Source organism: Aureimonas sp. SA4125 (genome assembly GCF_019973775.1).
Lineage (GTDB): Bacteria > Pseudomonadota > Alphaproteobacteria > Rhizobiales > Rhizobiaceae > Plantimonas.
On the sequence record NZ_AP025032.1, the window covers coordinates 1,812,201 to 1,837,609 of the forward strand.

Annotated in this window: 25 protein-coding genes; 14 read left to right on the plus strand and 11 right to left on the minus strand. The window is 68.2% G+C overall.

The window, feature by feature from the left end:
* Positions 1–2 precede the first annotated feature (2 nt).
* The 3 genes from Sa4125_RS08365 to Sa4125_RS08375 are packed head-to-tail and all read right to left on the minus strand — an operon-like array spanning position 3 to position 2,535.
* A complete protein-coding gene (locus Sa4125_RS08365; protein ID WP_224005851.1) occupies positions 3–1,016 on the minus strand; it encodes a DUF6352 family protein in 1,014 nt (337 codons plus the stop codon).
* Entirely contained in the window at positions 1,013–1,558 is a 546-nt protein-coding gene (locus Sa4125_RS08370; RefSeq protein ID WP_224007668.1) for a DUF6505 family protein, read from the minus strand. Before Sa4125_RS08370 ends, Sa4125_RS08365 begins: the two co-directional genes overlap by 4 nt.
* 5 nt (positions 1,559–1,563) lie before the next feature.
* Complete coding sequence (locus tag Sa4125_RS08375; protein WP_224005854.1) at positions 1,564–2,535, minus strand: biotin/lipoate--protein ligase family protein; 972 nt, start codon at positions 2,533–2,535, stop codon at positions 1,564–1,566.
* On the opposite strand from Sa4125_RS08375, the gene Sa4125_RS08380 reads away from it, so the two are divergent.
* The gene (locus Sa4125_RS08380; protein WP_224005857.1) at positions 2,468–4,099 is read left to right on the plus strand and encodes a 4Fe-4S dicluster domain-containing protein; all 1,632 of its coding nucleotides are present in this window, start codon (positions 2,468–2,470) and stop codon (positions 4,097–4,099) included. The two genes, Sa4125_RS08375 and Sa4125_RS08380, sit on opposite strands and share 68 nt — an antisense overlap.
* 22 nt (positions 4,100–4,121) lie before the next feature.
* Here the strand turns inward: Sa4125_RS08380 and Sa4125_RS08385 are convergent, their stop codons facing one another.
* A complete protein-coding gene (locus tag Sa4125_RS08385; protein WP_224005860.1) occupies positions 4,122–5,435 on the minus strand; it encodes a c-type cytochrome in 1,314 nt (437 codons plus the stop codon).
* Between the two features lie 131 nt (positions 5,436–5,566).
* Here Sa4125_RS08385 and Sa4125_RS08390 point away from each other — a divergent pair, with 131 nt between their 5' ends.
* From Sa4125_RS08390 to Sa4125_RS08425, 8 genes are all read left to right on the plus strand, one after another.
* Positions 5,567–6,259, plus strand: a complete 693-nt coding sequence (locus Sa4125_RS08390) for a DUF3306 domain-containing protein (RefSeq protein WP_224005863.1) — start codon at positions 5,567–5,569, stop codon at positions 6,257–6,259.
* A gap of 138 nt (positions 6,260–6,397) precedes the next feature.
* The gene (locus tag Sa4125_RS08395; protein WP_224005866.1) at positions 6,398–7,078 is read left to right on the plus strand and encodes a molecular chaperone TorD family protein; all 681 of its coding nucleotides are present in this window, start codon (positions 6,398–6,400) and stop codon (positions 7,076–7,078) included.
* Positions 7,079–7,121: 43 nt separating this feature from the next.
* On the plus strand, positions 7,122–7,349 hold the full coding sequence (locus Sa4125_RS08400) for a twin-arginine translocation signal domain-containing protein (RefSeq protein WP_224005868.1): 228 nt from the start codon (positions 7,122–7,124) through the stop codon (positions 7,347–7,349).
* A 7-nt stretch (positions 7,350–7,356) separates the two neighbouring features.
* Positions 7,357–10,305 (plus strand): formate dehydrogenase subunit alpha, encoded by a 2,949-nt coding sequence (locus Sa4125_RS08405; protein ID WP_224005870.1) that lies wholly within the window; start codon positions 7,357–7,359, stop codon positions 10,303–10,305.
* 12 nt (positions 10,306–10,317) lie between these two features.
* Positions 10,318–10,914: a formate dehydrogenase FDH3 subunit beta gene (gene fdh3B, locus Sa4125_RS08410; RefSeq protein WP_224005872.1), complete on the plus strand. Its 597-nt coding sequence runs from the start codon at positions 10,318–10,320 to the stop codon at positions 10,912–10,914.
* An 11-nt stretch (positions 10,915–10,925) separates the two neighbouring features.
* Positions 10,926–11,960, plus strand: a complete 1,035-nt coding sequence (locus Sa4125_RS08415; protein ID WP_224005874.1) for a formate dehydrogenase subunit gamma — start codon at positions 10,926–10,928, stop codon at positions 11,958–11,960.
* A 5-nt stretch (positions 11,961–11,965) separates the two neighbouring features.
* Positions 11,966–12,925, plus strand: coding sequence for a hypothetical protein (locus tag Sa4125_RS08420; RefSeq protein WP_224005876.1), 960 nt, complete (start codon positions 11,966–11,968; stop codon positions 12,923–12,925).
* Positions 12,922–13,110, plus strand: coding sequence for a hypothetical protein (locus tag Sa4125_RS08425; RefSeq protein ID WP_224008218.1), 189 nt, complete (start codon positions 12,922–12,924; stop codon positions 13,108–13,110). Before Sa4125_RS08420 ends, Sa4125_RS08425 begins: the two co-directional genes overlap by 4 nt.
* Positions 13,111–13,114: 4 nt before the next feature.
* Here the strand turns inward: Sa4125_RS08425 and Sa4125_RS08430 are convergent, their stop codons facing one another.
* Positions 13,115–13,339: a sulfurtransferase TusA family protein gene (locus tag Sa4125_RS08430; protein ID WP_224005878.1), complete on the minus strand. Its 225-nt coding sequence runs from the start codon at positions 13,337–13,339 to the stop codon at positions 13,115–13,117.
* Positions 13,340–13,407: 68 nt separating this feature from the next.
* Positions 13,408–14,664, minus strand: coding sequence for a gephyrin-like molybdotransferase Glp (gene glp / locus Sa4125_RS08435; protein ID WP_224005880.1), 1,257 nt, complete (start codon positions 14,662–14,664; stop codon positions 13,408–13,410).
* Between the two features lie 213 nt (positions 14,665–14,877).
* Here glp and Sa4125_RS08440 point away from each other — a divergent pair, with 213 nt between their 5' ends.
* Both Sa4125_RS08440 and mobA read left to right on the plus strand, forming a co-directional pair.
* Positions 14,878–15,780, plus strand: a complete 903-nt coding sequence (locus Sa4125_RS08440; RefSeq protein ID WP_224005884.1) for a formate dehydrogenase accessory sulfurtransferase FdhD — start codon at positions 14,878–14,880, stop codon at positions 15,778–15,780.
* Positions 15,773–16,402 (plus strand): molybdenum cofactor guanylyltransferase MobA, encoded by a 630-nt coding sequence (gene mobA, locus Sa4125_RS08445; protein WP_224005887.1) that lies wholly within the window; start codon positions 15,773–15,775, stop codon positions 16,400–16,402. The genes Sa4125_RS08440 and mobA overlap by 8 nt, the downstream gene beginning before the upstream one ends.
* Positions 16,403–16,466: 64 nt before the next feature.
* On the opposite strand, the gene Sa4125_RS08450 is transcribed toward mobA, so the two are convergent.
* Genes Sa4125_RS08450 through Sa4125_RS08470 form a run of 5 tightly spaced genes read right to left on the minus strand, consistent with a single transcriptional unit; the run spans position 16,467 to position 21,968 of the window.
* A complete protein-coding gene (locus Sa4125_RS08450) occupies positions 16,467–18,461 on the minus strand; it encodes a molybdopterin biosynthesis protein (protein WP_224005890.1) in 1,995 nt (664 codons plus the stop codon).
* Between the two features lie 10 nt (positions 18,462–18,471).
* Complete coding sequence (locus tag Sa4125_RS08455) at positions 18,472–19,632, minus strand: molybdopterin-binding protein (protein WP_224005893.1); 1,161 nt, start codon at positions 19,630–19,632, stop codon at positions 18,472–18,474.
* Positions 19,633–19,655: 23 nt separating this feature from the next.
* A complete protein-coding gene (locus tag Sa4125_RS08460) occupies positions 19,656–20,465 on the minus strand; it encodes a substrate-binding domain-containing protein (RefSeq protein WP_224007671.1) in 810 nt (269 codons plus the stop codon).
* 59 nt (positions 20,466–20,524) lie between these two features.
* Positions 20,525–21,265 (minus strand): ATP-binding cassette domain-containing protein, encoded by a 741-nt coding sequence (locus tag Sa4125_RS08465; protein ID WP_224005896.1) that lies wholly within the window; start codon positions 21,263–21,265, stop codon positions 20,525–20,527.
* A gap of 7 nt (positions 21,266–21,272) precedes the next feature.
* Positions 21,273–21,968, minus strand: a complete 696-nt coding sequence (locus tag Sa4125_RS08470) for an ABC transporter permease (RefSeq protein WP_224005899.1) — start codon at positions 21,966–21,968, stop codon at positions 21,273–21,275.
* Between the two features lie 458 nt (positions 21,969–22,426).
* On the opposite strand from Sa4125_RS08470, the gene Sa4125_RS08475 reads away from it, so the two are divergent.
* From Sa4125_RS08475 to Sa4125_RS08485, 3 genes are all read left to right on the plus strand, one after another.
* Positions 22,427–23,335 carry a universal stress protein gene (locus Sa4125_RS08475; RefSeq protein WP_224005902.1) on the plus strand — a complete coding sequence of 303 codons (909 nt, stop codon included), beginning with the start codon at positions 22,427–22,429 and terminating at the stop codon, positions 23,333–23,335.
* A gap of 26 nt (positions 23,336–23,361) precedes the next feature.
* Complete coding sequence (locus tag Sa4125_RS08480; protein ID WP_224005905.1) at positions 23,362–23,595, plus strand: hypothetical protein; 234 nt, start codon at positions 23,362–23,364, stop codon at positions 23,593–23,595.
* A 162-nt stretch (positions 23,596–23,757) separates the two neighbouring features.
* The gene (locus Sa4125_RS08485) at positions 23,758–25,362 is read left to right on the plus strand and encodes a globin-coupled sensor protein (RefSeq protein WP_224005908.1); all 1,605 of its coding nucleotides are present in this window, start codon (positions 23,758–23,760) and stop codon (positions 25,360–25,362) included.
* Positions 25,363–25,409: the final 47 nt, after the last annotated feature.

The window sequence follows — 25,409 nt, forward strand, 5'->3', positions numbered from 1 at the left end:
GCTCAGCTCGTCTCCTCTTGCGTTCGAAGCGGCAATCCCACGACGAGGTTCTGCGGCTTCATCCTCACTTCGCCGCTCGGCGTCATTGCGAGGAGAAGCCAGACCGGCCGCGCGCCGATCACCGGGAGCGCTTCCTCCGGGCTTGAGAATCGCAGCGCGAAGAGCCCGATGATCCGCTCGGCATCGCCGTCGCCGAGGTGCTCGCCGCGCCAGAGCGCGTTGCCGATGCGCGTCGCCTCGGCGTCGAGACCGACGAACCAGGCCCAGTCCTCCTCGTCCGCGCGCACCTCGGGCGTCACGGTCACGGTCACGCCGAGGAGATGGGCGACCCACAGCTCGATAACCCGCGCCAGGCCCCGCCGCGAGGCGACGCCGCCGGAAAAGGAGAGGACGAGGTCGAAGGATTCGCTGCGGTGGACGTAGGAGGCGGCGTTCTCGTCGGTGAGGACGTCGAGTTCGGTGACGACGGGTTCGGCGAACATCTGCAGCAGCGGCGGTGACGAGCGGCCACGGTCTTCCTGCAGCTCGATGATCTCGGCATCGGCGAGAAGCAGGGCTCCCGCCTCGACGCTGGCGCGCTGCGGCCGAAAGAACAGCTCGGCGGCGCGCAGGACATGCGCGTCGTCACAGCCGTCGAGGACGTTGCGCAGGATCACCTGCGTCAGCTGGTTGACGAAGAGCGGCGGCGTCTGCCGCATCGATCCGCGGACGAGCTCGAGATAGGCCGCCTCCAGCGTCGGGGCCGATGCCAGCCGGTCGCGGAAGGCGAGCATGACCCGCCAGTTCTCCTGCGCGTCCGCGTCCTCGAGAGCGGCAATCTCGGATGCCTCGACCGCACGGCGCGGATCGTCGAGGAGCGCTGAGTGAAGGCTCCGCTCGGCCGCGCAGGCCTCGGGCGGGGGCATCAGTTCCGGCCGGGCGAAATGCGCCTTCAGATAGTCGTCGGTGAGGACGAGGCGTCCGTTCTCGTCCCGGTCGAGAAGCTGGTGTCCGGAAGAGACCCAGAAATCGGTCATGTCGGGCCTCGTATCAGTGCGTGCAGATCGACCGCCTCGGTGACGGCACCCTCGTCTTCATCATCGAGCGCCACGATGTCGAAGGCGCGCGTGTGCTGGACGAGGTCGTCGCGCTTTTTCAGCGTGCGGAATCGTTCGCGGATGCCGTCATCCTCGATGCTGCGCTGCACGGCGAGGATCGTGTTCTCCGGATGGTCGCACAGCGAGGCGGCGAACGCGATCTCCTCCTCGGCCGCGGCGCGTGCCGAGGCCTCGTCCGGCGCGCCCAGATGGACGACGAGCTGTCGCGCGAGCAGGGAAACGGCCGCCTCCCGTTCGGCGGCACTGACGGGGGTGACCACGACGAGCGTCGACCAGCCGAAGCTCGACAGGCCGAGCAGCCCGGAGCGGAATGCTTGCCGCTGCTTGCCCGCGAGCGCGGAGACATCGCGCGTCCAGAAGCGGAAGGCGCCCGAGACGGCCCATTCGCCCGGCTCTGCGACCTCGTCGAAGACGAATTCATCCGACGGATCGAGACGGATCGTGCGCGGCAGCTTGAGAATGCCGGTCAAATCCACGGCGTCCCGGTCGCGGGATCGAGCCATGACACCGTCGTGAGCGCGTCCCCGAGCGATCGGCTCGAACCATCGGAAAGCATATCGCCGTCGTCGAGGATCTCGACGGCTTCTCCGCGCCAGCGGTGCAGCCAGTTCAGACGCACTGCCTCAAACCCTTCTTCGGCCCAGACATTCGTCTCGCGCAGGAAGGTCCGGGCAAATCCCTCGACGAGCATCCCGGGGTTCAAGTCTTCAAATCCCTGCTCGTCAAGTCCGCCGAGCAGCGGGCGCAGCCCGGCTTCGCCGGCCTGCATCACGACGAGGCGGATCGTCACACCGAGGACCAGCCAGGCGGGAACGGCGTCTTCCGGCGTGCCTTCCGGCCAGGCGAGGCGAAGGCCGCCGACCAGGGCGCCGTCCACCCGGATCGCATCCGGCCAGTCCAGCGAAATGTCGACCTGGGCCGGGGCATGGCTGCTGAGGGCATCGCAGAGTGCATTGCCGGCGGCATAGGCGACGCGGCGGGCCGGAGCGAGCGGCTCCTCGGGCTCGAGCACGAGCGCAAATTCCGCCAGATGAAAGCGGCGCGCCCAGATGAGGGTCCCAGCGCCCGCCGCGGACGCGATCTCCCTGGCATGGGAAAAGGGATCGACAACCTCGCGCACCACATGAAGCGTGTAGGGCGGCGGCAGCAGCAGGTCAGGAGCCGTCGAAGGGGAGCGGGGCAGGGGCATGATCACACGGATTCGGATTGACTTTGGACAGTTTACAATGGTTCTAGCCTGAACGGCCAGCGCCGAAAACCCAATAGCGTCAACGAGGATCGCCCAGACAGTGCCCATCTTTGCAATGGACAGGCCGAGACAGACCGCGCTTTCCGCGCTCGGCGCGCGGGTGGTGGCGGAGCCGCCGGTGGTGACGCTGTCGAGCGACGGCGTCGTTCTCGTCCACGGCAGTGGCAGGGCGGCGATCGACGCGGGCATCGCGCTGTCCGACCGGCTCGACGTAACGGTGATCCTGTCCGGCGGCGAGTTGATTGATATTCCCGGCGATCTTGCCTTCCCGGTCGTTTTCGGCCGCGTCGTTTCGGCATCCGGCCATTTCGGCGCCTATGAGGCCGTCGTTGACGGCTTTGCCGCTACCAAGGGTGGTCCGGTGCGGGACGGCGCGGTGTCGCGGTGCGCCCTGATCCTCGATCTGTCGGAGGCGCCGGCGCTGTTTCCCGCCTTCGAGGCCCGCGAGGGTTACTTCAAGGTCGATCCGGCCAACGGCATGGCCCTGTCACGGGCGCTGGAGGAGGCCGGCGCGCTCGTCGGGGAGTTCGACAAGCCGAAATACATCGCGTTCCGGCCCGAGCTCTGCGCCCATTCGCGCTCCTCGATCACGGGCTGCACGAAATGCCTCGATGCCTGCGCGATGGAGGCGATCACACCGCTCGGCGATGTCGTGGCGATCGACGCCATGGTCTGTGCCGGCTGTGGAAACTGTGCGGCGGTCTGTCCGACGGGCGCTGCCTCCTACACCGTTCCGCCGACCGACGAGCAGCTTGCCCGCCTGCGGGCGATGATCCTGGCCTATCGCGACGCAGGCGGGTCCGATGCCATCCTCCTGATCCATGACGTCACGGTGGGACGCCCCCTGATCGCGGCGATCGGCGCAGGGTTGCCGGCGACAGTGCTGCCTTTCGAGGTAAACGAGATCAAGCAGATCGGTATCGAAGTCCTGGCCGCGGCTCTCGCCTATGGCGTGTCGGGCGTCCGTCTCCTGACCCGCAAGGCGCCGAAGAATGGCATGGTCGCGCTTGCCGGGACGGTCGCCATCGCCACCACCTTCGCGGAGGCTTTGGGTTACGGGGAAGGGGCCTGTGCGATCGTCCAGGCCGATGCGCCGGACGACCTGCTCGCCGCGCTGGCCGCCCTGCCGATGGGAACGCCGAGCCCGAGCCCCTCGCGCTTTGCACCCGTCGGCGCCAAGCGCGGGCTTCTGGAGTTCAGCCTGCGCACCATGCACGAGGTCGCACCGGCGCCCGTCGCGCTCGTGCCCCTGCCGGAAGGCGCGCCCTTCGGAACGGTTCTGGTCGAGACCGAGGGCTGCACGCTCTGCCACTCCTGCGTGTCGGCCTGCCCGACCGGGGCTCTGTCGGCAGGCGAGGACCGGCCGATGCTGCGCTTCTCGCAGAATGCCTGCGTCCAGTGCGGCCTGTGCGCCGCGACATGCCCCGAGGACGTCATCACGCTCCGCCCGCAGCTCGATTTCGCCGCCTGGAACGCACCGCGCGTGACGTTGAAGGAGGAGGAGCCCTATCCTTGCGTCCGCTGCGCAAAACCCTTCGGCACGAGAAGCACGATCGAGCGCGTGATCGCCAAGCTCGAGGGCAGCCACTGGATGTTCACCGGCGAGAATGCGCGCCGGCTGGACGCCATCCGGATGTGCGAGCCCTGCCGCGTCGAGTCCGCGCTGAACGAGGGCTTCGACCCCTATGCCGGCCCGGCGCGTCAGCGCCCGCGGACCGCGGCGGACTATGCGGTGGTGGACGACGAGGCCTGAGCGGGACGAGAGCGCGCCGGGATCACTTCTTCTCGGCCGTCGCTCGCTCGAGAAAATCGACGAGCGCCTCGCGGCTTTCGGCACGGAGGATGGTCTGCTCGGGCATCTTCGTGCCCGGCGTATAGGCATGGGGACCGATTTCGAAGAGGCGGGCGATCGTCTCTTTCGTCCAGACGATGTCGTGGCCGGCAAAGGCCGGCGAGTAGTCGTAGTCCGGCAGCGAGGCGATGCGGCGACCCATGATGCCGTGAAGCGTCGGTCCGGCACGCGTGCCGTCGCCCGGCTGCAGGGTGTGGCAGGCGACGCAGGCGCGATAGACCGCCGCGCCGGGGTCGTCGCCATAGGGAGCCAGCGGGTCGGTCTCCGCCAGAAGGATCGTGTTGCCGAGATGGGCACCTGTCCTGGCGTCCCACCGCCGGACGACATGATCGTTCCCGCCGGTCAGAAGCTCTGGGGTGCCCGGCACGAAAGCGAGCGACCAGACGGGCATTCCCGGGCCGACAAGTGCTCGAAGGGGCTTTAGCGTGCGCCCGTCCAGGATCTGCACGACGCCGCGGAGGCCGGAGGCGGCGATCGTCCGTCCGTCCCCCGACACGGCGATCGCCGAGATCGGTGTCGGCGCAATCTCGACCTCGTCGGCGACGCTGCCATCGGATGTCGAAACGAGCCGCAGGCGACCGTCGCCGCCGCCGACCGCCAGTGTGGCGTCACCGACTATCGCCAGGGCGTTTAACGGCGTGTCGAAGGTCGTGACGCGGGCGGCACCGCTGGCGGGCCAGATGCGCAGCGTTCCGTCATAGCCGATGGTCGCGACCTCCCCCCTGGCGAGAAAGCCGATCCCGTTGACATTGCCCTGGTGGCCTTGGAGGACGCGGGGGGCGCTTTTGCCGTCGAGGGGCCAGACCCGGGCGCTGCCATCCCACGCGGCCGATCCGAGATGCGACCCGTCGGGGGCGAGCGCGAGCGCCACGATCGGCCCTTCATGGCCCTCGAGCACGCGCAGCGGAACGGCGCTTCCGGCCGCCCAGATCGCGATCCGACCGTCATCGCCCGCCGTGGCGAAACGGGCGGCCTCTGAAGGGAGATCCGGCAGGAAGATCGCCGCGTTGACCGAGCCTGCGTGGAACCGGAAGACCTGCCGGGCCGACGCCGTTTCGAGCGACCACAGGATCGCCGTCGAATCGAAGCTGCCGGACAGGGCTCCCCGACCGTCCGCGGTGACGGAGAGGGCGCGAACGGGCCCGCCATGGCCGCGAAGGTCGGCCGCGAGCGACCGGGGCGCGAGCATGGCGACGAGAAGGCCGACGAGAAGGGCGAGAATGAGGGAGCGTTTCATCCCGCGATCCTGCTTTGCCGGCGCGCGTCACGCAATCCTCCGGCCATGCCGCAAGGCGCCCTCTTCCAAGGTCGATCCCCCCGCTCCGGATAAGCGCTTGCAATGGCTGTGTCCGCGGGAAAGAGTGCGCCATGAGCACCGACTTCATCGCCCGCTGGTCGCGCCGCAAGCGCGGCGCCGACCCATCGTCGGCCCTTCCGACGCCGCCAGAGGATGCGAGCCCAGACCTCTCCGCCGGCATTGACGGCGAAGCCGCGGAGGCCGGCTTGCCCGCAGAGATCGCTTGGCAAGGGGAGGGCGATTCGATCCTCGCCCCCCTGTCTGCAGATGAGCTTGCGGACCTGCCGTCTCCCGAAGAGTTGACCGCGGCATCGGACATCACCGGCTTTCTGCGCAGCGGTGTTCCCGCTGCACTGCGCAACCGGGCGCTGCGGCGGATGTGGTCCATCGATCCGGCCATTCGCGACGCCATCGGCGACGCGCGCGACTATGCCTGGGACTGGAACGTTCCCGGCGGTATGCCGGTCTCCGGTCCGATCCCCGCTTCGATCGATATCGACAAGATGGTCCGCGGCATCTTCGGGACCGAGAAAAGCGAGGAGGTCGAGCCCGAAACCGACCCGGTGCCCGCCGAGATCCCGGGACCGTGTCCGGTCCCGGCCGAAATCCCCGTCGCGGAGGGACCCGACGGCAGCGAGCCGTCATCGGCCACGGCTGAAATGCGCGCCGAGGCCGCCCCTCTCGCTCCCGAGCATCCAGCCGAGACGCCTTTGGCGTCGGCGCAGGCGCGCCCGCTTCGCCACGGCGGGGCACTGCCGGGTTGAGGCACGATATTTAGGCGGCTTCCTGTTTGGAACCGTTCAAAAAAAGAGTTGCATCGCCTGTCTTCCGCTTTATCGTCCGCCAGACCGGACGAGACAGCATTCGCTTGAGATTTCCGGTCATTCACAGGATATCGGCGCTTGAGGCAGGACGAGAACGACGCGGCTTCCCGGCAGTATATGCCAGACGAGCAGGATCTGCCCGCTGGGGAAATGGTGCCCGCGATCGATCCGGCTGCTGCAGGTGAGCGTGATCCGGCCGACATCGCGCGGGCGCACCTCTACCGAATGCTGGCGGTTCTTTTCGCGCGGGCTCCGACGCACTCCACCCTTGCCGCACTGGCGGGTATCGAAGGCGGACAGGGCGCCATCGGCGACGCCTGCCGCGCCCTTGCGGCGAAGGCGTCGATGGCTGCTCCGGATGTCCTCGAGCGCGAATATTTCGATCTCTTCATCGGCGTCGGACGCGGCGAAATCGTGCCGTATGGCTCCTACTATGTGACGGGCTTTCTCCAGGAGAAGCCGCTGGCGCGGCTTCGGCAGGATCTGGGCGAGCTTGGGATCGAGCGGCGGCCGGGGAGCCGCGAGCTCGAGGATCATATCGCCGTCGTGTGCGAAATCCTGGCGGGTCTCGCCGATGGTGGTTTCGGGACGCCCGAGGGGGCCGACGAGCGATTCTTCGTTCGTCATCTCATGCCCTGGGGAGCGCGGTTCTTCGCGGATGTCGCCGCGGCGAGGGCCTCTGATTTTTACAGGAACGTCGCCGCCGTCGGATCGGCCCTGATGGCCATCGAGGCCGAGGCCTCGGTCCGTGCCGCATGATGCGTCGGACGTTGCGACAACAGCATTCTGGGAGGAAAACACGATGACGTCAGATACCCGCGAGAAGGTCAGTCGCAGAGGCTTCCTCCGTTCGGCTTCGGGTGTTGCCACGGTCGCCGCCGTCACCGCGACGATCTCGCCGGCGATGGTCACCGAGGCGCAGGCCTATGATCCGGGCCCCGAGGAGACCGGAGCCAAGTATCAGCCCGACGCTGCCGACGTTCAGGCCTTCTATCGGTCGAACGGCTACGAAACCCTGAAGGACAAGTGAGGCCGCCATGCTGACCAAGCGCAAGTCCGCCGCTGCCGGCGCCGCGGTACCCTCCGTTGCCGCCTCCCTCCCGGCGCAGGCCCCGCGCGGGCTCGATCGCCGCGCCTTCCTGCGCAATTCCGGCCTTGCCGTCGGTGGCGTGGCCGTGTTCGGCGCGATGGCGCCGGGTGCCGTGCGCAAGGCCGAGGCGATCGCCGGCCCGATGCCCGGCGTGCCGATCGTCATCAAGAAGAACATCTGCACCCATTGCTCCGTCGGCTGCACCGTGACCGCCGAAGTGCAGAACGGCGTCTGGACGGGGCAGGAGCCGAGCTGGGGCAGCCCGATCAACCGCGGCACGCACTGCGCCAAGGGCGCGGCCCTGCGCGAGATCGTGCACGGCGACCGCCGCCTCAAATATCCGCTGAAACTGGTCGACGGGGCGTGGCAGCGCCTCAGCTGGGAACAGGCGATCGCCGAGATCGGCGACAAGATGGCGGAGATCCGCGAGACCTCCGGCGCCGACGCCATGTACCTGCTCGGCTCGGCCAAGTTCACCAATGAAGGCGCCTATCTCTTCCGCAAGTTCGGTGCCTTCTGGGGCACGAATTCGGTCGATCACCAGGCCCGTATCTGCCACTCGACGACCGTTGCCGGCGTCGCCAATACCTGGGGCTACGGCGCCCAGACCAATTCCTACAACGATATCCGCAACGCCAAGACCATGATCATCATGGGCGGCAATCCGGCGGAGGCCCATCCGGTCGCCATGCAGCACGTCCTGGCGGGCAAGGAACTGAATCGCGCGAACATGATCGTCATCGATCCGCGTTTCACCCGCACCGCCGCGCACGGCACGGAATACGTGCGCCTGCGCGCCGGTACCGACATTCCGGTGATCTGGGGCATTCTCTGGCATGTCTTCCAGAACGGCTGGGAGGACAAGGAATTCATCCGTACCCGCGTCTACGGCATGGACGAGGTCCGCAAGGAAGTCGCCAAGTGGACACCGGACGAGGTGGAGCGTGTCTCCGGCGTTCCCGGCGAGCAGCTGAAGCGCGTCGCCTACCTCTTCAGCCAGGAAAAGCCCTCGACGCTGATCTGGTGCATGGGCGCGACCCAGCACACCGTCGGCACGGCCAATGTGCGCGCCTACTGCACGCTGGTCCTGGCGACCGGCAACGTCGGCAAGCCGGGTACCGGCGCCAACATCTTCCGCGGCCACACGAACGTTCAGGGCGCCACGGATCTCGGCCTCGACGTGACGTCGCTGCCGCTCTACTACGGCCTGACCGAAGGCGGGTGGAAGCACTGGTCGCGCGTCTGGGAGGTCGAGTACGAGTACCTCCAGAGCCGTTTCGACGAAGTGCCGGCAAAGGGTGGGCGCAAGCCGCGCTCGCGCAAGGACAACATGGAGACCCCCGGTCTCACGTCCACGCGCTGGTTCGACGCCGTCACGCTGGCGGAGGAGGACATCGACCAGCGCAGTCCGTTGCGCGGCATGTTCGTGATGGGCCATGGCGGCAACACCGTCACGCGCATTCCCGAGATGCTGAAGGCGCTGGAGAAGCTGGAGCTTCTCGTCGTCGCCGATCCGCACCCGACGACCTTCGCGGCGATCCCGGGACGGCGCAACGGCACTTATCTGCTTCCGATCGCGACATCCCTCGAATGCGACGGGTCACGTACGGCGTCGAACCGCTCGCTCCAGTGGGGAGAGAAGATCGTCGAGCCGGCATTCGAGGCTCGAACCGACTACGACGTGATCTACGACTTCGCCGCCAAGCTTGGCTTCGCCGATCAGATGTTCAAGAACATCGCCCGCGTCGACGGCAAGGTTGTTGCGGAGGACGTGCTGCGCGAGATCAACCGCGGCGGATTCTCGACCGGCTATTGCGGCCAGTCGCCGGAGCGGCTGAAGGCGCATATGCGCAATCAGGAGAAATTCGATCTCGTGACCTTGCGGGCTCCGGTGGACGATCCGGAAGTCGGCGGCGAATATTACGGTCTGCCCTGGCCGTGCTGGGGAACGCCCGAGATGAAGCATCCGGGGTCGCCCTTGCTGTACCGGACCGAGGTCTCGATCTGGGAAGGTGGCGGCACGTTCCGGGCGCGCTTCGGCGTCGAGCGCAACGGGGAGACGCTTCTGGCCGAGGACTCCTTCTCCAAGGATTCCGATCTGACCGACGGCTATCCGGAGATCAACTTCGGCATCCTGAAGAAGCTCGGCTGGGAAAAGGACCTGCGGCCGGCGGAACTGGCGACGATCCTTCGCGTCGGCGGCGAAAAGCCCGATGCGGTCAGCTGGGCGACGGATCTTTCAGGCGGAATCCAGCGCGTGTGCATGGACCATGGCGTCATGCACTACGGCAACGGCAAGGCCCGCGTCGTCGCCTGGAACCTGCCCGATCCTGTGCCCGTCCACCGTGAGCCGATCTACTCGGCGCGGCCCGAACTCGTCGCCAAATATCCGACGCGGCCGGACGAGATGCAGTTCCGCCTGCCGAACATCGGCTTTTCCGTCCAGAAAGCCGCTGTCGACAACAACGTCTTCCGCAGCTTCCCGATCATCCTGACCTCGGGACGCCTCGTGGAATACGAAGGTGGCGGCGAGGAGACGCGGTCGAACAAGTGGCTGGCGGAACTCCAGCAGGACATGTTCGTGGAGATCAATCCGCTGGATGCGGAGGCTCGCGGCGTCGTGGACGGCAGCTTCGTCTGGGTGATGGGGACCGAGAACGCGGCGAAGACGCGGGTCAAGGCGCTCGTGACGGAACGCGTGGGGCCGGGCGTCGCCTTCATGCCCTTCCACTTCTCCGGCTACTACCAGGGCGCCGACTGGCGCGAGCATTATCCCGCAGGCACCGATCCCATCGTGCTCGGCGAATCCGTCAATACCGTCACGACATACGGCTACGACCCGGTGACCGGCATGCAGGAGACCAAGGTCGTCCTCTGCCAGATCGCCGCGGCATAAGGGAGGCCAGACATGGCGCGCATGAAGTTTCTCTGCGACTCGGATCGCTGCATCGAATGCAACGCCTGCGTCACTGCCTGCAAAAACGAGCACGACGTTCCCTGGGGCATCAACCGCCGCCGGGTCGTTACGCTGAACGACGGAAAGCCGGGCGAGCGGTCGGTTTCGATGGCCTGCATGCACTGCACCGATGCGCCTTGCGCGGCGGTGTGCCCGGTCGACTGCTTCTTCACCACCGCCGATGGCGTCGTCCTGCATTCGAAGGACCTCTGCATCGGCTGCGGATACTGCTTCTACGCCTGCCCCTTCGGCGCGCCGCAATATCCGCGCGTCGGCAATTTCGGCTCGCGCGGCAAGATGGACAAGTGCACCTTCTGCGCCGGCGGTCCGGAAGCCGACAGCACCGAGGCGGAATACGCCAAATACGGCAAGAACCGGCTCGCCGAGGGCAAGCTGCCGATGTGCGCGGAAATGTGCTCGACGAAATCGCTTCTGGCCGGCGACGGCGAGATCATCGCGAACATCTACAAGGAGCGGGTGGCCCGGCGCGGCTATGGCTCCGGCGCCTGGGGCTGGCAGACGGCCTATCGTGAAACCGTGCAGACGTGAGGGCGGGGACGATGACGCGATTTTTCACTCTGGCAGCCTCGGTCCTGCTCGGCCTTGCCGTGCTCGCCGGCCCGGCCGCGTCCCAGGACCAGCCGGGGGGCGTGCCGACGCAGGCAACGACCGATCCGAGCGGCCAGAACCCGACCGCCGCCGCGCCCACCGAAACCGAGCTTCTCAACGCCCTCAAGGGCGGCAAGATCGTCGGCCGCGTCACCATTCCCGATGGCAAGGCGGCCGTCCTGGAGCAGCCGGAGGGGCGCGACTACCGCAGCTTCCACGAGGGCTGGCTTCCCTGGATCGGCGGCATCGCCGTTCTCGGCATGCTGATCGCGCTCGCGCTGTTCTACATGACCCGCGGCCGTATCATGATGGAGGACGGCCCCGATACCGGCCGCAAGATCCTGCGCTTCGGCGCGATCGAGCGGATGAACCACTGGATGACCGCCTCGGCCTTCATTCTCCTGGCGCTGACCGGGCTGAACTATATCTTCGGCAAGCGGCTGATCTTTCCCCTCGTCGGCCCCGACGCTTTCGCCGCCATGAGCCAGTGGAGCAAGTATATCCACAACTACGTCTCCTGGGCCTTCATGCTCGGTCTCGTCGTCATGATCCTGGTGTGGATCAAGGACAACATCCCCGACCGCACCGACGTGCGCTGGTTGAAGGAACTCGGCGGCTTCGCGGGCAAGGGCCACCCGCCGGCAAAACGCTTCAATGCCGGCCAGAAGGGCATATTCTGGTCGGTGGCGATCGGCGGAGTGGCCCTGTCGGCCACGGGCCTGGCAATGCTTTTCCCGTTCACCGTCCTCGACGTCAACGGCATGCAGACGGCTCAGTACATCCATGCCATCGTCGGCGTCCTGCTCATCGCCATCATGATCGCCCACATCTATATCGGCTCGCTCGGTATGGAGGGAGCCTACGATGCCATGGGAAGCGGCGAGGTCGACCTCCGCTGGGCCAAGACGCATCACAGCCTCTGGGTCGAAGAGGAAGAGGCGCGCGCGGCCAAGACGATTCGGCCCGGCGCGGTTCCGGCGGAGTAGAGACCATGCAGCTCAAGATCCTTGCTCTGCTTCTCGCCAGTGGCAGCATCATTGCCCCAGCGGGTGCTCAGACGGCGTCGCCGCCCGCCGCCGAAGCGCCGGCCGCTGTCGTCGCACCGGCACCCGAGACCGGCGCGCAGGCCGCCCCGCAAGCGCCGGCCACCGCTCCAAACCAGGTTCCGGCAGCACCGACTGGCGTGACGCCGCCGGCGACCGCGACCGTCGCCGCACCCGCCGCGACGGCTGCGGCGGGTGCGGCCAACATCTGCACCGAGCTCGTCGCCTATCTCACGCCGAAGCCGCCCGCGCCGCCGACGCCCGGCCAGCCGGCAGCGCCGACGGCGGCAGCGACCCCGCCGCCTGCCGGGACCACGACGACCACCCCTGGCGCCGCCGCCCCGGCCACGGGCCAGGCCGCAGCGCCTGCCGCGACAGACGCTGCAGGTGTCGCGCCGGCCGCGGGCCAGATCGCGGCGACGACCGCCTCTGGCGCAGCTGCCGCGGCGACCGAAGGCCAGCCTGCCGCGCCTGCCGCGCCTGCAGCCTCCGGCACTGCCACCGCGCCGACTGCCGATCAGGCCGCGGCACCTGCCGCAGCTGCAGCGCAGGGCCAGTCACCCGGCGGCTCCGCCCAGGACGCCTCGAACCAGTCCGGCTCGGCCGTCGAGGCGCCCAACAGCGCCAACGCGCCCGCCGCGCAGGGCTCGGGCCAGAACGCGCCGCAGACTTCTGGTCTCTCGGCGCCAATCCCGACGTCTCCGGAAATCCTGAAGAAGGGGCCGACCATGTCGCTCGCCGAGGGGCAGGCGCTGGCTGACTCCAATGATATCGCCGGTTGTCAGAACGCCGCCCGTTCGATGCGCCGGGAGGGTGTCGACATGCCGCCCGCGCTGATGGCACTCGCCGCACTCGACCTGAAATTCCAAAAGACGGCCGCGCCCGCCGCGCCGGGAGGAACGCCGTGAAATCGATCGTCTTCGGCCTTGCTCTCATGACCTGTATCGGCGTCGTGGCGGCCTTCGCCTTGGCCGAGGCGCAGCGACGCGCCTATGTCGTCTACAGCACCTCCGGCGCCAGAGTGGGTGACCCCGGCGAAAACCTCGTCGGCCCGGACTGGAGCGAGCCCGGCGACGGCGTGGCGGGGGGCTGAGGGCTCAGCCACCCGCCTTTTCGATGGTGAACAGGATCGCCTGCGGCTCGCGCGATGTCGACACCAGGCGGTCGCCGGTCTCGTTCAGGAGGGCTGGGATATCGATGCCGGCCAGGGGATCGGTGCTGCGCACCGACAGCCTGTCGCCAGGCGCCATGCCCTTCAACGCTTTGCGCGTCTTCAGCGCCGGCAAGGGGCATTTCAGGCCGGTCAGGTCTAGCACGATCATGACGAAATTCTCCGGCAGGTGAGAGGGCCGTCAGGCGCGATGCGGACGGAGCTCGGTTGGCCCGCCCGTCAGATCAGGGCGGCATAGGGGATGAAGGCGACCGTCGCGCCGACCTCGGTGCCGGCACTCTCCTCGTCCAGTTCGACCAGGCCGTCGGTGTCGACCAGCGACGACAGGAGACCGGCTCCCTCACGGGGGAATTTGTGCGCCTCCAGCACGCCGTCTGCACCCTCCAGGAGGGTCACCCGCACATATTCGCGCCGTCCGCGCTTCTTGGCATAGGCGAAGGCGGCGCGCAGGGGCGTCGCTGGCAGCGCGGTCTCCTGCGTTCCGGCCAGCGCCAGGATGGCCGGTCGGGCGATGCGGGCAAAGGTGACGAAGCTCGCGACCGGATTGCCGGGAAGGCCGATGAAGGCCGCACCCTTGACGACACCCATGGCGACCGGCCGTCCCGGCTTGATGGCAACGCGCCAGAAGGTGAGGCTGCCCACCGCCTCCACGGCGGACTTCACGTGATCGGCCTCTCCGGTAGAGACGCCGCCCGAGGCGAGGATCAGGTCGTGATTGGCGGCAGCCTCGGCAAGCGCATCGGCGATCGGCCCGGCCGCGTCGGCGAGGATGCCGAGATCGGTGACGGTGCAGCCGAGACGCGCCAGCATCGCCATCAGCATGAAGCGGTTGGAATCGTAGACCTGGGCAGGTCCCAAAGGATCACCGGGCGCGACGATCTCGTTGCCGGTCGAGAACACTGCGACGCGGACGCGCCGGAGCACGGCAACCTCGGTCTGACCGAGCGCCGCCAGCAGCGCCACGTCCTGCGGGCGCAGGCGGTGACCGGAGGCGATGACGATGCGGCCGGGCGCGACATCCTCGCCGGCCGGGCGGACATTGGCCCCGGGCGACAGGCCGGGCGGCAGGAGGATGCGGCCGGAGGGGTCGACGACCGTATCCTCCTGCATGAACACCGTGTCGGCACCCGCCGGCATCGGCGCGCCGGTGAAGATGCGCACGGTCTCACCGGGCGCCAGCGGCCGCGACGGTGCCATGCCGGCCTGGATGCGGTCGGCGAGGGCGAATGCCTGCGGCGCATCCGTGGGCAGGTCGGTGCCCCGCACGGCGTAGCCGTCGACGGCCGAATTGGTGAAAGCGGGGAGGGGCAGGCCGGCCATGACGACCTCGCTCGTTACCCGCCCGTCGGCGAGGGCAAGGCCGACCCTCTCGGTCTCGGTGACGGGGAGAAGGCGCGTGCGGATCAGAGCGACGGTCTCCGCCACGGTCCGCATCGGGCCGCCGAAAGCGAAGCAGTCGTCCGACAGTTGCGCCATGCCGCTCCCTTTGTCCTCGGCCAGCGCCTGCCGCCTGTCGCCGCCAAGGCGGCTTAACAGCCTGAAACCAATGGAGCAAGCGCACCGCTCCAGGGCCGCGGCAACCTGTCCCGGAGCGGATGCCGGCGTTTTTCGCGCCCCGCGCTGCTGGAGAGGCTATAGGGTCAGCCCATCCGGTCCGCCCTCGGGCCGGCTGCCTGTTGCGAGGATTTCATGCAAAGCCAGAACCCGTTGGTCGTGATGCCCAACCCTTCCGACCCCCGGCTGACCGCCAAGGTCGGCGGCCTGGACCATACCGGCGCCGGGGTCGACATCAGCGTTCCCGTCGAGCGCACGTTGACGCTCTACCTCAACGCGCAGGAGATCGTCACCATGATGACGATCGGCGACTATCCGGAATATCTGGCCCTCGGCTATCTGTTCAACCAGAACATGCTGCACGACGACGACCGGGTAACGGCGGTCGACTACGACGAAGACCTCGGCGTCGTGGTCGTGCGGACCGAGCGCGGCACGGACTATGAGGCCAAGCTGAAGAAGCGGACGCTGACCTCCGGTTGCGCCCAGGGCACCGCCTTCGGCGACCTCCTGGAATCGATGGAGGGCGTGTCGCTGCCGGCGGCGGAACTGCGGACCTCCTGGCTCTACCGGCTGACCCGCAGCGTCAACACGACCCCCTCGCTCTATCTCGAAGCCGGCTCGATCCATGGCTGCGTCCTTTGCCGGGAGGGCGAGCCGATCTGCTACATGGAGGATGTCGGCCGTCACAACGCCGTCGACAAGATCTCCGGCTGGCTCTACCGCAACGATGTGCCGACCGCCGACAAGATCATGTACACCACCGGCCGGCTGACCTCGGAAATGGTGATCAAGACGGTGCGCATGGGCCTCCCGATCCTCGTCTCGCGCTCGGGCTTCACCTCCTGGGGCGTCGACCTCGCACGCAAGGCCGGCCTGACGCTGGTCGGTCGCGCCCGCGGCAAGCGCTTCATCGTCGCCTCCGGCCAGGAGCGGATCGTCTTCGACGAGGACCCGGCCGCCATCGCCGACGAGCCGACGCGCGACAAGGGCCGGATCGGCGTGCGCGCGGCAAGAGGAGCAGGAACCCATGACTGACACCATCTGCGAGACGGTCGGCGTCGTCCTCGCCGGCGGGCTGGCCCGGCGCATGGGCGGCGGCGACAAGCCGCTGCGCACGATCGGCGGACGTACCATCCTCGACCACGTGCTGGCGCGGCTGGCGCCGCAATGCGACACGCTCGTCGTCAACGCCAATGGCGATCCCGCGCGCTTTGCCCATTATGGCCTGCCGGTCGTGCCCGACACGGTCGCCGGCCATCCCGGTCCGCTCGCGGGCGTGCTGGCCGCACTCGACTGGGCCGCCGAGCATCGGCCGGAGGCGGAGTTCGTCGTGACCGCGCCCGGCGACTGTCCGTTTCTGCCGCGCGACCTCGTCGCCCGGCTGCAGGCTGCGCGGATCGACGGGGATGCGGATCTCTCCGTCGCACAATCCGGCGGGCAGACGCATCCGGTGATCGGGCTCTGGCGCGTCGCGCTGCGGGCCGACCTGCGCAAGGCGCTGGTCGAGGAGGACATCCGCAAGATCAGCCGCTGGCAGGAGCGCCACGCCTGCGTCCTCGTCGACTGGCCGACCGAGCCCGTCGACCCCTTCTTCAACGCCAATACGCCCGAAGATCTCGGCGCCGCCGAGCGCCTGGCAATGCTGCTGCCCGACTGAGAGTTCGGCCGCCGGTCCGGCAGGGGGTAAGGCCGGGCGGGCCGCTGCTCCATGTCCCGATGTCTCAGGCGGGGGTGAAGCCCGCCTCTTCGAGGCTTCGGCGCACGGCAGGGTCCTGCAGGGCGGCGAGGAAGGCGATCACCGCCGGCCGGTCCCGGCGCGCCGCGACGAGGGCAAAATCGTAATGCTCCTCGGCGAGCGGCAGAAAGCCGAGCCCTCTGGTCTCGGCCACCGGCCGGATGGTCACACCCCAGTCGGCCCGTCCCTGGACGACCGCTGCGGCCACGGCGTGGTGCGAGCGCGGCTGGTTCCAGTAGCCCCCCGGCCGCGCGGGGCCGAGCAGCGAGTCGATCAGGATCCGGGTCCCGGCGCCCTGGTTGCGGTTGACCATCAGGCAGTCGGGATCGGCGAGCGCCCGGCGGAGGGCTTCGGCTGCGGCATCCAGGCCTGCAAAGCGCGGGTCGTCCCGGCGGAAGACGAAGCCCTGCAGGCGGCGCCAGCCGGGCACGAGCGTCAGCCCCGGCGCAAGGAAGGGCGTGTTGTAGGACTTGGTTTCGGCGTCGAAGAGATGGATCGGAGCGAGGTCGCACTCGCCGCGCCGCGCGGCGGCGAGGCCCCCGAGACTGCCGACGGCGAGCGAGCGCACGCCGAGACCCGCCCGCACCAGCGGTGTCAGCACGCGGTCGAGCCCGGTGCAATGGCTGCCGATGACGACGAGGTCGGGCAGACGAAGCTGCGGCGTCAAGAGCTGAACCGTCGCGCGGCTTCCCGCCGGCAGATGATCGGCCAGCGCTTCGATGCGCAGAAATCCGTCCGCCGTCGCAAAGGAGGTGATCGCGCCGGAGCCCTTGCCGGTGGGATAGGCGACGAGGCCGTTCGCCGCCTCGACCAGCGAGACCATCACGAACTCGGTCCGGCCGAGCTCGGACGGGATGCGGACCGGCACGCTTGCCTCGACGGTGTTTTCCGCGCGCGGCGGCAGACCGGCCATCTGGCGCAGCACCGGGGCGACCATGTCGTGGAAGGTGAAGATCGCCGAGGTCGGAAAGCCCGGCAGGATGACCACGGGCTTGCCGTCGCAGACGGCGAGGCAGAGCGGCTTTCCCGGTTTCAGCGCGACGCCGTGGGCGATGATGCCGGGAAGGCCGAGGCGCGAGACGATGCGGTGGCTGACATCGCCGGCGCCCTTGGATGTGCCGCCGGAGAGGATGAGCATGTCGTGGTCGGCGAGGGCCGCGCGCATCGCGGCTTCGAGCACCGCCTCGTCGTCGGGAAAGGCGCCGATGAAATGCGCCGCGCCGCCGTTTTCGGTCACCGCGGCGGTGATGATGGCGCCATTGGCATCGTGGACGCCGGCGGGACGGAGCGGCTCGCCGGGCTGGACCAGTTCATCCCCCGTCGACAGCACGGCGACAAGCGGCTTTGCCGCGACGCGAACTTCCGCGATGCCGGCGGCCGCCAGAATGCCGATTTCGCGCGCGCCAAGCAGAGTTCCGGCGCGAAGGAGCACGTCGCCGCCTGCGATGTCGGACCCGGCATAGGCGATGAACTGGCCAGGCGTCGCCGCGCGGCGGAAGGCGATGTTGCCGTCGTCGGCGACGCCGCTGTGCTCGATCATGATCACGGCGTCGGCGCCGCGCGGAACGACGCCGCCGGTGGCGATCGGCGTCGCCGTGCCCGGTGACACGGCGAGCTTCGGTGCCGTGCCGCAGGCAATCGTCTCGCCGTTGACGACAAGCACGGCTGGCCGGTCCTCGCTCGCCGTTGCGACGTCGGCGGCACGCAGGGCGAAACCGTCGACGTTCGACCGGTCGAAGGGCGGCACGTCGCCGGGCGCGAACACGTCTCCGTGGAGCGGCATGCCGAGAGCGTCCGCAAGCGACCGTAGCTGCGAGAGCCGACCGCTCTGGCGCCCGGCGCTGAAAAGCGCCTCCCTGAAACGCTCCTGGGCGTCCTCGCGGGAGAGAATGGTCAGGAACTGGTTCTGCTCGAGGCCGGACGCGTCGTTCGCTCGGGGCGGAAGGTGCGGGGGCGAGGAGGGTGGAAGATGGGGGGGCATCGGAGTGACCTCAGACCGCTTCAAACAGGGCGAAGGCCTCGACCGCCATGCCGGCGGCGAAGCCTTCGCTGGCACCGGGGACGATGAGGAAAGCATCGGCGCGGCCAAGGCTTTCCAGCGAGAACGTGCCGGTCGCGATGGGCGCGAGCGCGGCGCCCTGATGCTGCAGCAGGACGAGTTCGGCAAGACCACCGGACGATGCGATCTTGCCCGCCAGCGGAAGGGTCGAGGTGAGCCTTTGCCGCCGGCCGGACAGGCGGTCGAGGACGGGGCGCAACAGCGCCAGGGTCGCCGCGACCGCCTCGCCTGGCGTGCCGGGGAGCGCGATCACCGGAAGTCCAGCGATACGCCCGACCGCTGCACTGCCGCCAGGCCGCAGGGCAACGCCGTGACGCAGCGTCTCGGCGCGCGACTTGAGGGCGGCGACGGTATGGTCCTTCGCGCCGCGGCCGGTGCCGCCGACGAGGACGAGAAGATCGCAGCCGTCGGCAAGCACCCGGTCGATCGCGGCTCCGATGGCCGCGAGATCGCGCGGAGTCATGGCGATTGCCGCGATGGCGGCTCCCTCGCTGGCGGCGAAGTCGGCGACGAAAGCGGCCGACGGGCCGTGACGGTCGTTACCGACATTGACGATGGCGACGCGGGGCCGGCGCACGGGAAGGCTCGTCCGCCCCAGCCGCCGGGCGATCAGGAGGTCGATGGGCGACACGCGCCGGCCGGGGGTCGTCGCCGACCCGCCGACGCGCAGATCGTCGCCGGCGCGGCGCATGCCCTGGCCTGGAAAAGCCTCGGCCATCGCCTCCACGAGGCCATCGCGACATTCGACGAGGCTCGCGTCGAGGACGCAGTCGCATCCCCCCGGCATCGGGCAGCCGACCTCCACCCGTCGTGGTTCTGTGAAGAAGGCGACGGGCGAATAGCTCGACGCTCCGACGAGGTCCGCCGCCGAGAAGGCGAACCCGTCGGCGGTCGCCTCGTCGGCGACGGGCAGGCCTTGCGCCACGGGTAGAGCCTCTGCCGCGACGGCGCCGAGGCTCAGATCCAGGGCGAGGTCGACGGCGCCAACCGGCTCGAGCTTCTCCAGGAGAAGCGCAAGGGCGGTCTCCAGGCTCGTGAGGGCGGCAAAGACGCCGGCGGTCCCTGTGCCTTCGGGAGGCGCCTGTGTCGTCATGCCGAACGGAATTCCTTGCGTCGTCAGCTTCGGCCCGCCGCTGCGTTGGCGAAGAACAACTGCTGTCCATCGATCCTGTAGGCGTCGATCGCGGCCTGGCCCGTCGGCGAGACCAGCCAGTCGATGAAGGTCTGGCCGAGGTCGGCCTTCACATGGGGCTGCTTGGCCGGATTGACCAGCATGACGCCGTATTGGTTGAACAGCCTGCGGTCGCCCTCGACGACGATGCCGAGATCGCCTCGGTTCTTGAACGAGAGCCAGGTGCCGCGGTCGGACAGTGTGTAGGCACCCATGGCCCCGGCGGTGTTGAGGGCGGCGCCCATGCCCTGGCCGATCTCGCGGTACCAGTCTCCCCCGGCAGCGGCGATGTCGATGCCGGCGGCCTTCCACAGGCCGAGTTCGGCCGAATGCGTGCCGGATTTGTCGCCGCGCGAGACGAAGGGCAGCGCCCTCGCCCGGATCTGCTCGAGCGCGGCGGCGATGTCCGCCATGCCGGCCACGCCGGCCGGATCCTTGGCGGGACCGACGAGGACGAAATCATTGTACATCACGTCGAAGCGCTTCACGCCGAAGCCGTCGGTGACGAACGTCTCTTCCTGCGCCTTGGCATGGACGAGAACGACGTCGGCGTCGCCGCGGCGCGCGGTTTCCAGCGCCTGTCCGGTGCCTTGCGCGATCACCTTCACGGTAATGCCGGTCTCTGCCTGGAAGAGCGGCAGGATATGGCCGAAGAGCCCGGAATCCTCGGTCGACGTGGTCGAGGCGACCACGATCGAGCGATCTTCAGCCACGCTGGGCTGGAGGCCAAAAGGCAGCGACAGCGCGAGGGCCATGAGGGGCAGCAGCCAGCGACGGGACAGCGAGCGGGGGGGCATGACGGGGCTCCTGAAGATCACGCGTCGAGCGGTGCATCGTACCAGAGATCGCCGCGCACGAAAGCGGCGGACGCCTGGGAACCCTGCGTATCGAAAAACTCCGCCACTGTCTTCTGCTCGCGCAGGCGCCCGCGATCGAGAAAGAGCACGTCGCCGGCCAGTCGCTTCACCTGGGCAAGGTCGTGCGAGGCCATGACGACCTTGATGCCGGCCGCCGCGCTTTCCTGAACGATGGCTTCGACGATGCGGCTCGACGCCGGATCGAGATTGGATGTCGGCTCGTCGAGGAACAGGATTTCCGGATCGCGCGCCAGCGCCCTTGCCAGGGCCAGCCGCTGCTGTTCGCCACCCGACAGTGTCCGGGCGGACTGGCGTGACTGCCGCGTGAGGCCGACGCGCTCGAGAAGTGCGCCGACGCGGTCCTGGCGCTTGCGCCCATCGATGCCGGCGTTTGCCAGCGCGTAGGCGATGTTGTCCGCGGCCGACCGGCGCAGCATCACCGGGCGCTGGAAGACGATGGCCTGCCTCGCCGCTGCCGGCTGGGGCCGTCCGCCCCACGATATCCGTCCGGCGGAAGGTCGCTCCAGCCCCATGCAGAGGCGCAGAAGCAAGCTCTTGCCCGAGCCGTTCGGCCCGACCAGGAGGGTTGGCGGGCCCGGCCGGATCGTCAGGTCGACGTGATCGAGGACCGTCGTGTTTCCCGCCTGCAGGACGACGCCGTCGAGGACCAGCGGCAGGTTGCTCGGTTCAGTCACCATGCCGCCGTCATCCGGGAAACCGCTCCTTCGACCATGCCGTCACGCTCCAGGCGAGGGCGTTGATGGCCAGGATGAGCGCGATGAGGATCATGCCGAGGCCCAGCGCCAAGCCGAGATCGCCCTTGGATGTCTCGAGTGCGATGGCCGTCGTCATGGTGCGGGTGAAGCCGTCGATGTTTCCGCCGACGATCATCACCGTGCCGACTTCCGCCGCAGCCCTGCCGAAACCGGCCAGCAAAGCGGTGAGGAGGCTGTAGCGGCTGTCGTACAGGAGTGTCGCGACGCGGCCGGTGGTCCCGACGTCCATCGCGTTCAACTCGTCGCGATATTCGCGCCAGAGATCCTCGATGGTCTGCCGCGTCAGCGCCGCTATGATGGGAAGGACCAGAAACGCCTGTGCGATGATCATGGCCGTCGGCGTGAACAGGATCCCGAAACTGCCGAGGGGACCCGATCGCGAGAGAAGCAGGTAGACCACGAGCCCGACCACCACGGGCGGCAGGCCCATGAAGCCGTTGAGGATGACGATCAGGACCGTGCGGCCGGGAAACCGCGACAGCGCAAGGACGGCGCCGAGCGGCAGGCCGACGACGGCCGCGGCAAGCACCGCCGAAACGCTGACGACAAGCGACAGTCTGACGATCGACAGCAGCGCGGAGTCGCCGGAGGCGATCAGTCGCAGCGCTGCCTCAACTTCCTGCATGATTTGCCCTTCCGCGACCGTATCGGCATTTCCCGGACAGGACCACCTTCTGCTCGGCAGTCCACTCGCCCCCTGATTGTCCCTTCGAGAGAGGCCGTCAAGGATTTCAGAGAGAACGGCCGTGGTGTCCGGCCGGGCGCGGTGACACCGCCGTCAGCGGGCGCTTCTACCTTGATGGGCGCCGCTGTGTCACGCTGGAGTGGGTGGGTCTGTCGGTAGATCGGGAGAGCCCGCCCTCTGCGCAACCGTCTCATCCGTTTCTGGAAAACCCGCAAGCGCTCGACGCGCGTCCCATGGACGGGACGGGCAGTGCTCCGGCTTCCACGGCGGGACGTTTCGCGCCGACCGCGTTCGTGTCACAAATGATCCGGGCTTGATCCCGATCAAGGTGCGGTCCGGCGGCTGGGCGATACTCGGTGTCTGCGGGAGCTTTTCGTCCCCGACATGTGGAGGCGCAGATGAACGGTGCAGCCGAGGCAAGACCAACGGGCGAGGAGACGCGGGCCCCGACAGGCGCGGCGCGCCATCCCGCACCTGCCGAGCGCAGTTTTCGCGACCTTCTGGTGCATCTCGACGGATCCCCGCGCGACGCCCCCGTCATCGCGCTTGCGGACATGCTGGGAGTGATGGGAAATGCCCATGTCGCCGGCCTGTTGACCAACGAGATTCCGTTGGTCGGGCTCGGCGGCGGGGCGATCTCCGACGGCATTCCCGACGTCTGGATCCGCGAGGAGCACGAACTCGACCGCATCGAGCGTCAGGCCCGGGCGGCCATCGAAGCCATGCAGGCGAGCGCCGACCTCAGGCGGGTGGACGGCAGCCGCCGCGAACTGCTGTCCGTCGCCATTCCGTTGGCGCGGGTGGCCGATCTCTTCGTCATGGCCATGCCCTATGGCGACAGCGCTTTCCTGCCGGAAATGTTCGAGACGATCCTCTTCGACGCCGGCGTGCCGGTGCTGGCGGTTCCGCCGTCCCCTCCCGCGCCGCGGGCGCTCGAGACCATCGTCGTCGGCTGGCGCGACACGCGCGAATCCGCCCATGCCGTCGCCGCGGCACTGCCGCTGCTGCAGCGGGCAAGGCGGGTCTACCTGACGATCGTCGCCGATACCGCCGGGGAGGATCTCAACGGAGCGCCCGCAACCGACATGGCGCGCCATCTCGACCGTCACGGCGTCAGCGTCGAGATCCGGCATCTTCCCAAGCAGGCGCGCCCCGCGGACGCGCTGATGGAAGAGGGTGCCAATGTCGGCGCCGGGCTCCTCGTCGTCGGCGGCTACAGCCGATCGCGCCTGCGCGAAAGGCTGCTGGGCGGGGTGACGCTGGATCTCTTGCAGAAGTGCCGCATCCCCCTGCTGATGGCGCACTGATCCACCGTAACGAGAGGAGAATGGCAATGCATTCCAGCGAGCTGACTTTCGAGATCGAGCCGCGCGGCGACGCGTGGACAATCTCCTTCTGCCACGAGCAGAACGGCACGTTCATTCGCCGTGTCGACGCGATGCGGTCGGCGATCGGCGAGGCCGACAGGATCTACCGGCTCGGCCACTCCGTCAGGATCGTCGTCGACCGCCCGCTGCGCATGGGTGAAAAGCTGCCGAGGCGCGTTCTCCATCCGCATTACGCGTAGCCATGGCCCGCCCATTTGTCTCTCCGCCAGGGCCAAACCACGCGCCGAATTAGCGACCTCTTAAGGATAATGTGTCACTTTCAGACAATATAACCGAAAGTCTAAGCCTCGCTGACGGATACTAAAGTTTGTAACGTCATGCTTATATATTGGGTGGATTGAGTGGATACTATCGACATCAATGCTCTGCGCGATCGGCTCGAATTTTTGGGGATCGACGCGGAAGCCCGCAACCACTTGCGGGAATTGCAGCCGACGATCGAGGGCAGCATCGGTGAGGCGCTGGACGGCTTCTACGGGAAGGTGCGCAGCAATGCCCATACCAGGAAGTTCTTCTCCGACGACAAGCACATCGCCGCGGCCAAGGGGCGGCAGGAGAAACATTGGGGCGTCATCGGCGGCGCGGATTTCGACGCCTCCTATGTCGCAGGCGTCTCGACGGTTGGCAAGGTGCACGCGCGCCTCGGTCTCGAGCCGCGCTGGTACATCGGCGGCTATGCCCTCATTCTCGAGAGCCTGATCGGTTCGATCATGGCAAAGCACTGGCCGTCGCGCTTCGGTCGCAGCAAGTCGGACAAGCTCGCCGCCCAGATCGGTGTCGTGGTGAAGGCGGCGCTGCTCGACATGGATTATGCGATCTCCGTCTACCTCGAAACCCTCGCCACGGAGCGCAGGCTCGTCGAGGAGGCCAAGCAGAAGGCCGATGCGGAAGTGAAGCTGGCCGTGCAGGCTTTTGGCGAGGCCTTCAAGCAGCTGAAGGCCGGCAACATGGATTTCCGCGTCTCCTCGGCCCTGCCTCGCGACTTCCAGGCCATGGCAGAGGACTACAACGACTCGGTCTCGGAACTGGACAGCACGATCGGTTCGGTGGTGACGTCGATCCATTCGCTGCGAACCGGACTCGCAGAAATCTCCATCGCCTCCAACGATCTGGCGCAGCGCACCGAACAGCAGGCCGCGAGTCTGGAGCAGACGGTCGCGGCGCTGTCCGACGTGACCGGCGCGGTGAAGAACACCGCCGACAGCGCCGGCCGGGCACAGGAGACGGCGACGGTGACGCAGAACGACGCGGAACGCGGCGGCCAGATCGTCGGGCGGGCGGTTCTCGCCATGGCGGCCATCGAGGAGTCGTCCGGCAAGATCGGCAAGATCATCGGCGTCATCGACGAGATCGCGTTCCAGACCAATCTGCTGGCGCTGAACGCAGGTGTCGAGGCGGCGCGCGCCGGCGAGGCGGGTAGGGGTTTTGCCGTCGTCGCGCAGGAAGTCCGCGGCCTTGCCCAGCGTTCGGCGGAAGCGGCCAAGGAGATCAAGGACCTGATCTCGGCATCGTCCGACCAGGTGCGTCAGGGCGTCGAGCTCGTGACGGCCTCGGGAAAGTCGCTGGACGAGATCGTCGGAAAGGTCGGCCAGATGTCGACCGTCGTCGCCGAGATCGCCCGAAGCGCCAAGGAACAGTCGGTCAGCCTGCGCGAAGTCTCCGGTGCCGCCGACCAGATGGACAAGGTCACCCAGCAGAACGCCGCCATGGTCGAGGAGACGACCGCCGCGGCGCAGACGCTGACGACGGACACCGAATCCCTGTCCGATCTCGTGAACCGTTTCCGGACCTCGACGGGCGACGCGCGCAGCCGGCCGGCCGGTCGCGTTCCGTCTCGGCCGACCGCAAGCGGAACGCCGCGGCCGGTGGTGCAGATGCGCCAGACCGGCGGCGGCGGCGGCGGCGCCGCGCCGAAGCGCGCACCGTCGGAGTGGCAAGAGTTCTGATCCGAGTTTTCGGACCTCATCTGCCGGTGGAAGATCTTTGGACGGGC

What these genes read in the sequence shown, in the direction of transcription:
- Sa4125_RS08455 (WP_224005893.1), bottom strand. Translation starts at nt 19,632, where the DNA reads ATGACGACACAGGCGCCTCCCGAAGGCACAGGGACCGCCGGCGTCTTT.
- Sa4125_RS08475 (WP_224005902.1), top strand. Translation starts at nt 22,427, where the DNA reads ATGAACGGTGCAGCCGAGGCAAGACCAACGGGCGAGGAGACGCGGGCC.
- Sa4125_RS08415 (WP_224005874.1), top strand. Translation starts at nt 10,926, where the DNA reads ATGACGCGATTTTTCACTCTGGCAGCCTCGGTCCTGCTCGGCCTTGCC.
- mobA (WP_224005887.1), top strand. Translation starts at nt 15,773, where the DNA reads ATGACTGACACCATCTGCGAGACGGTCGGCGTCGTCCTCGCCGGCGGG.
- Sa4125_RS08420 (WP_224005876.1), top strand. Translation starts at nt 11,966, where the DNA reads ATGCAGCTCAAGATCCTTGCTCTGCTTCTCGCCAGTGGCAGCATCATT.
- Sa4125_RS08365 (WP_224005851.1), bottom strand. Translation starts at nt 1,016, where the DNA reads ATGACCGATTTCTGGGTCTCTTCCGGACACCAGCTTCTCGACCGGGAC.
- Sa4125_RS08405 (WP_224005870.1), top strand. Translation starts at nt 7,357, where the DNA reads ATGCTGACCAAGCGCAAGTCCGCCGCTGCCGGCGCCGCGGTACCCTCC.
- Sa4125_RS08460 (WP_224007671.1), bottom strand. Translation starts at nt 20,465, where the DNA reads ATGGCCCTCGCGCTGTCGCTGCCTTTTGGCCTCCAGCCCAGCGTGGCT.
- Sa4125_RS08390 (WP_224005863.1), top strand. Translation starts at nt 5,567, where the DNA reads ATGAGCACCGACTTCATCGCCCGCTGGTCGCGCCGCAAGCGCGGCGCC.
- Sa4125_RS08400 (WP_224005868.1), top strand. Translation starts at nt 7,122, where the DNA reads ATGACGTCAGATACCCGCGAGAAGGTCAGTCGCAGAGGCTTCCTCCGT.
- Sa4125_RS08430 (WP_224005878.1), bottom strand. Translation starts at nt 13,339, where the DNA reads ATGATCGTGCTAGACCTGACCGGCCTGAAATGCCCCTTGCCGGCGCTG.
- Sa4125_RS08385 (WP_224005860.1), bottom strand. Translation starts at nt 5,435, where the DNA reads ATGAAACGCTCCCTCATTCTCGCCCTTCTCGTCGGCCTTCTCGTCGCC.
- Sa4125_RS08480 (WP_224005905.1), top strand. Translation starts at nt 23,362, where the DNA reads ATGCATTCCAGCGAGCTGACTTTCGAGATCGAGCCGCGCGGCGACGCG.
- Sa4125_RS08465 (WP_224005896.1), bottom strand. Translation starts at nt 21,265, where the DNA reads ATGGTGACTGAACCGAGCAACCTGCCGCTGGTCCTCGACGGCGTCGTC.
- Sa4125_RS08470 (WP_224005899.1), bottom strand. Translation starts at nt 21,968, where the DNA reads ATGCAGGAAGTTGAGGCAGCGCTGCGACTGATCGCCTCCGGCGACTCC.
- glp (WP_224005880.1), bottom strand. Translation starts at nt 14,664, where the DNA reads ATGGCGCAACTGTCGGACGACTGCTTCGCTTTCGGCGGCCCGATGCGG.
- Sa4125_RS08375 (WP_224005854.1), bottom strand. Translation starts at nt 2,535, where the DNA reads ATGCCCGCGTCGATCGCCGCCCTGCCACTGCCGTGGACGAGAACGACG.
- Sa4125_RS08440 (WP_224005884.1), top strand. Translation starts at nt 14,878, where the DNA reads ATGCAAAGCCAGAACCCGTTGGTCGTGATGCCCAACCCTTCCGACCCC.
- Sa4125_RS08450 (WP_224005890.1), bottom strand. Translation starts at nt 18,461, where the DNA reads ATGCCCCCCCATCTTCCACCCTCCTCGCCCCCGCACCTTCCGCCCCGA.
- fdh3B (WP_224005872.1), top strand. Translation starts at nt 10,318, where the DNA reads ATGGCGCGCATGAAGTTTCTCTGCGACTCGGATCGCTGCATCGAATGC.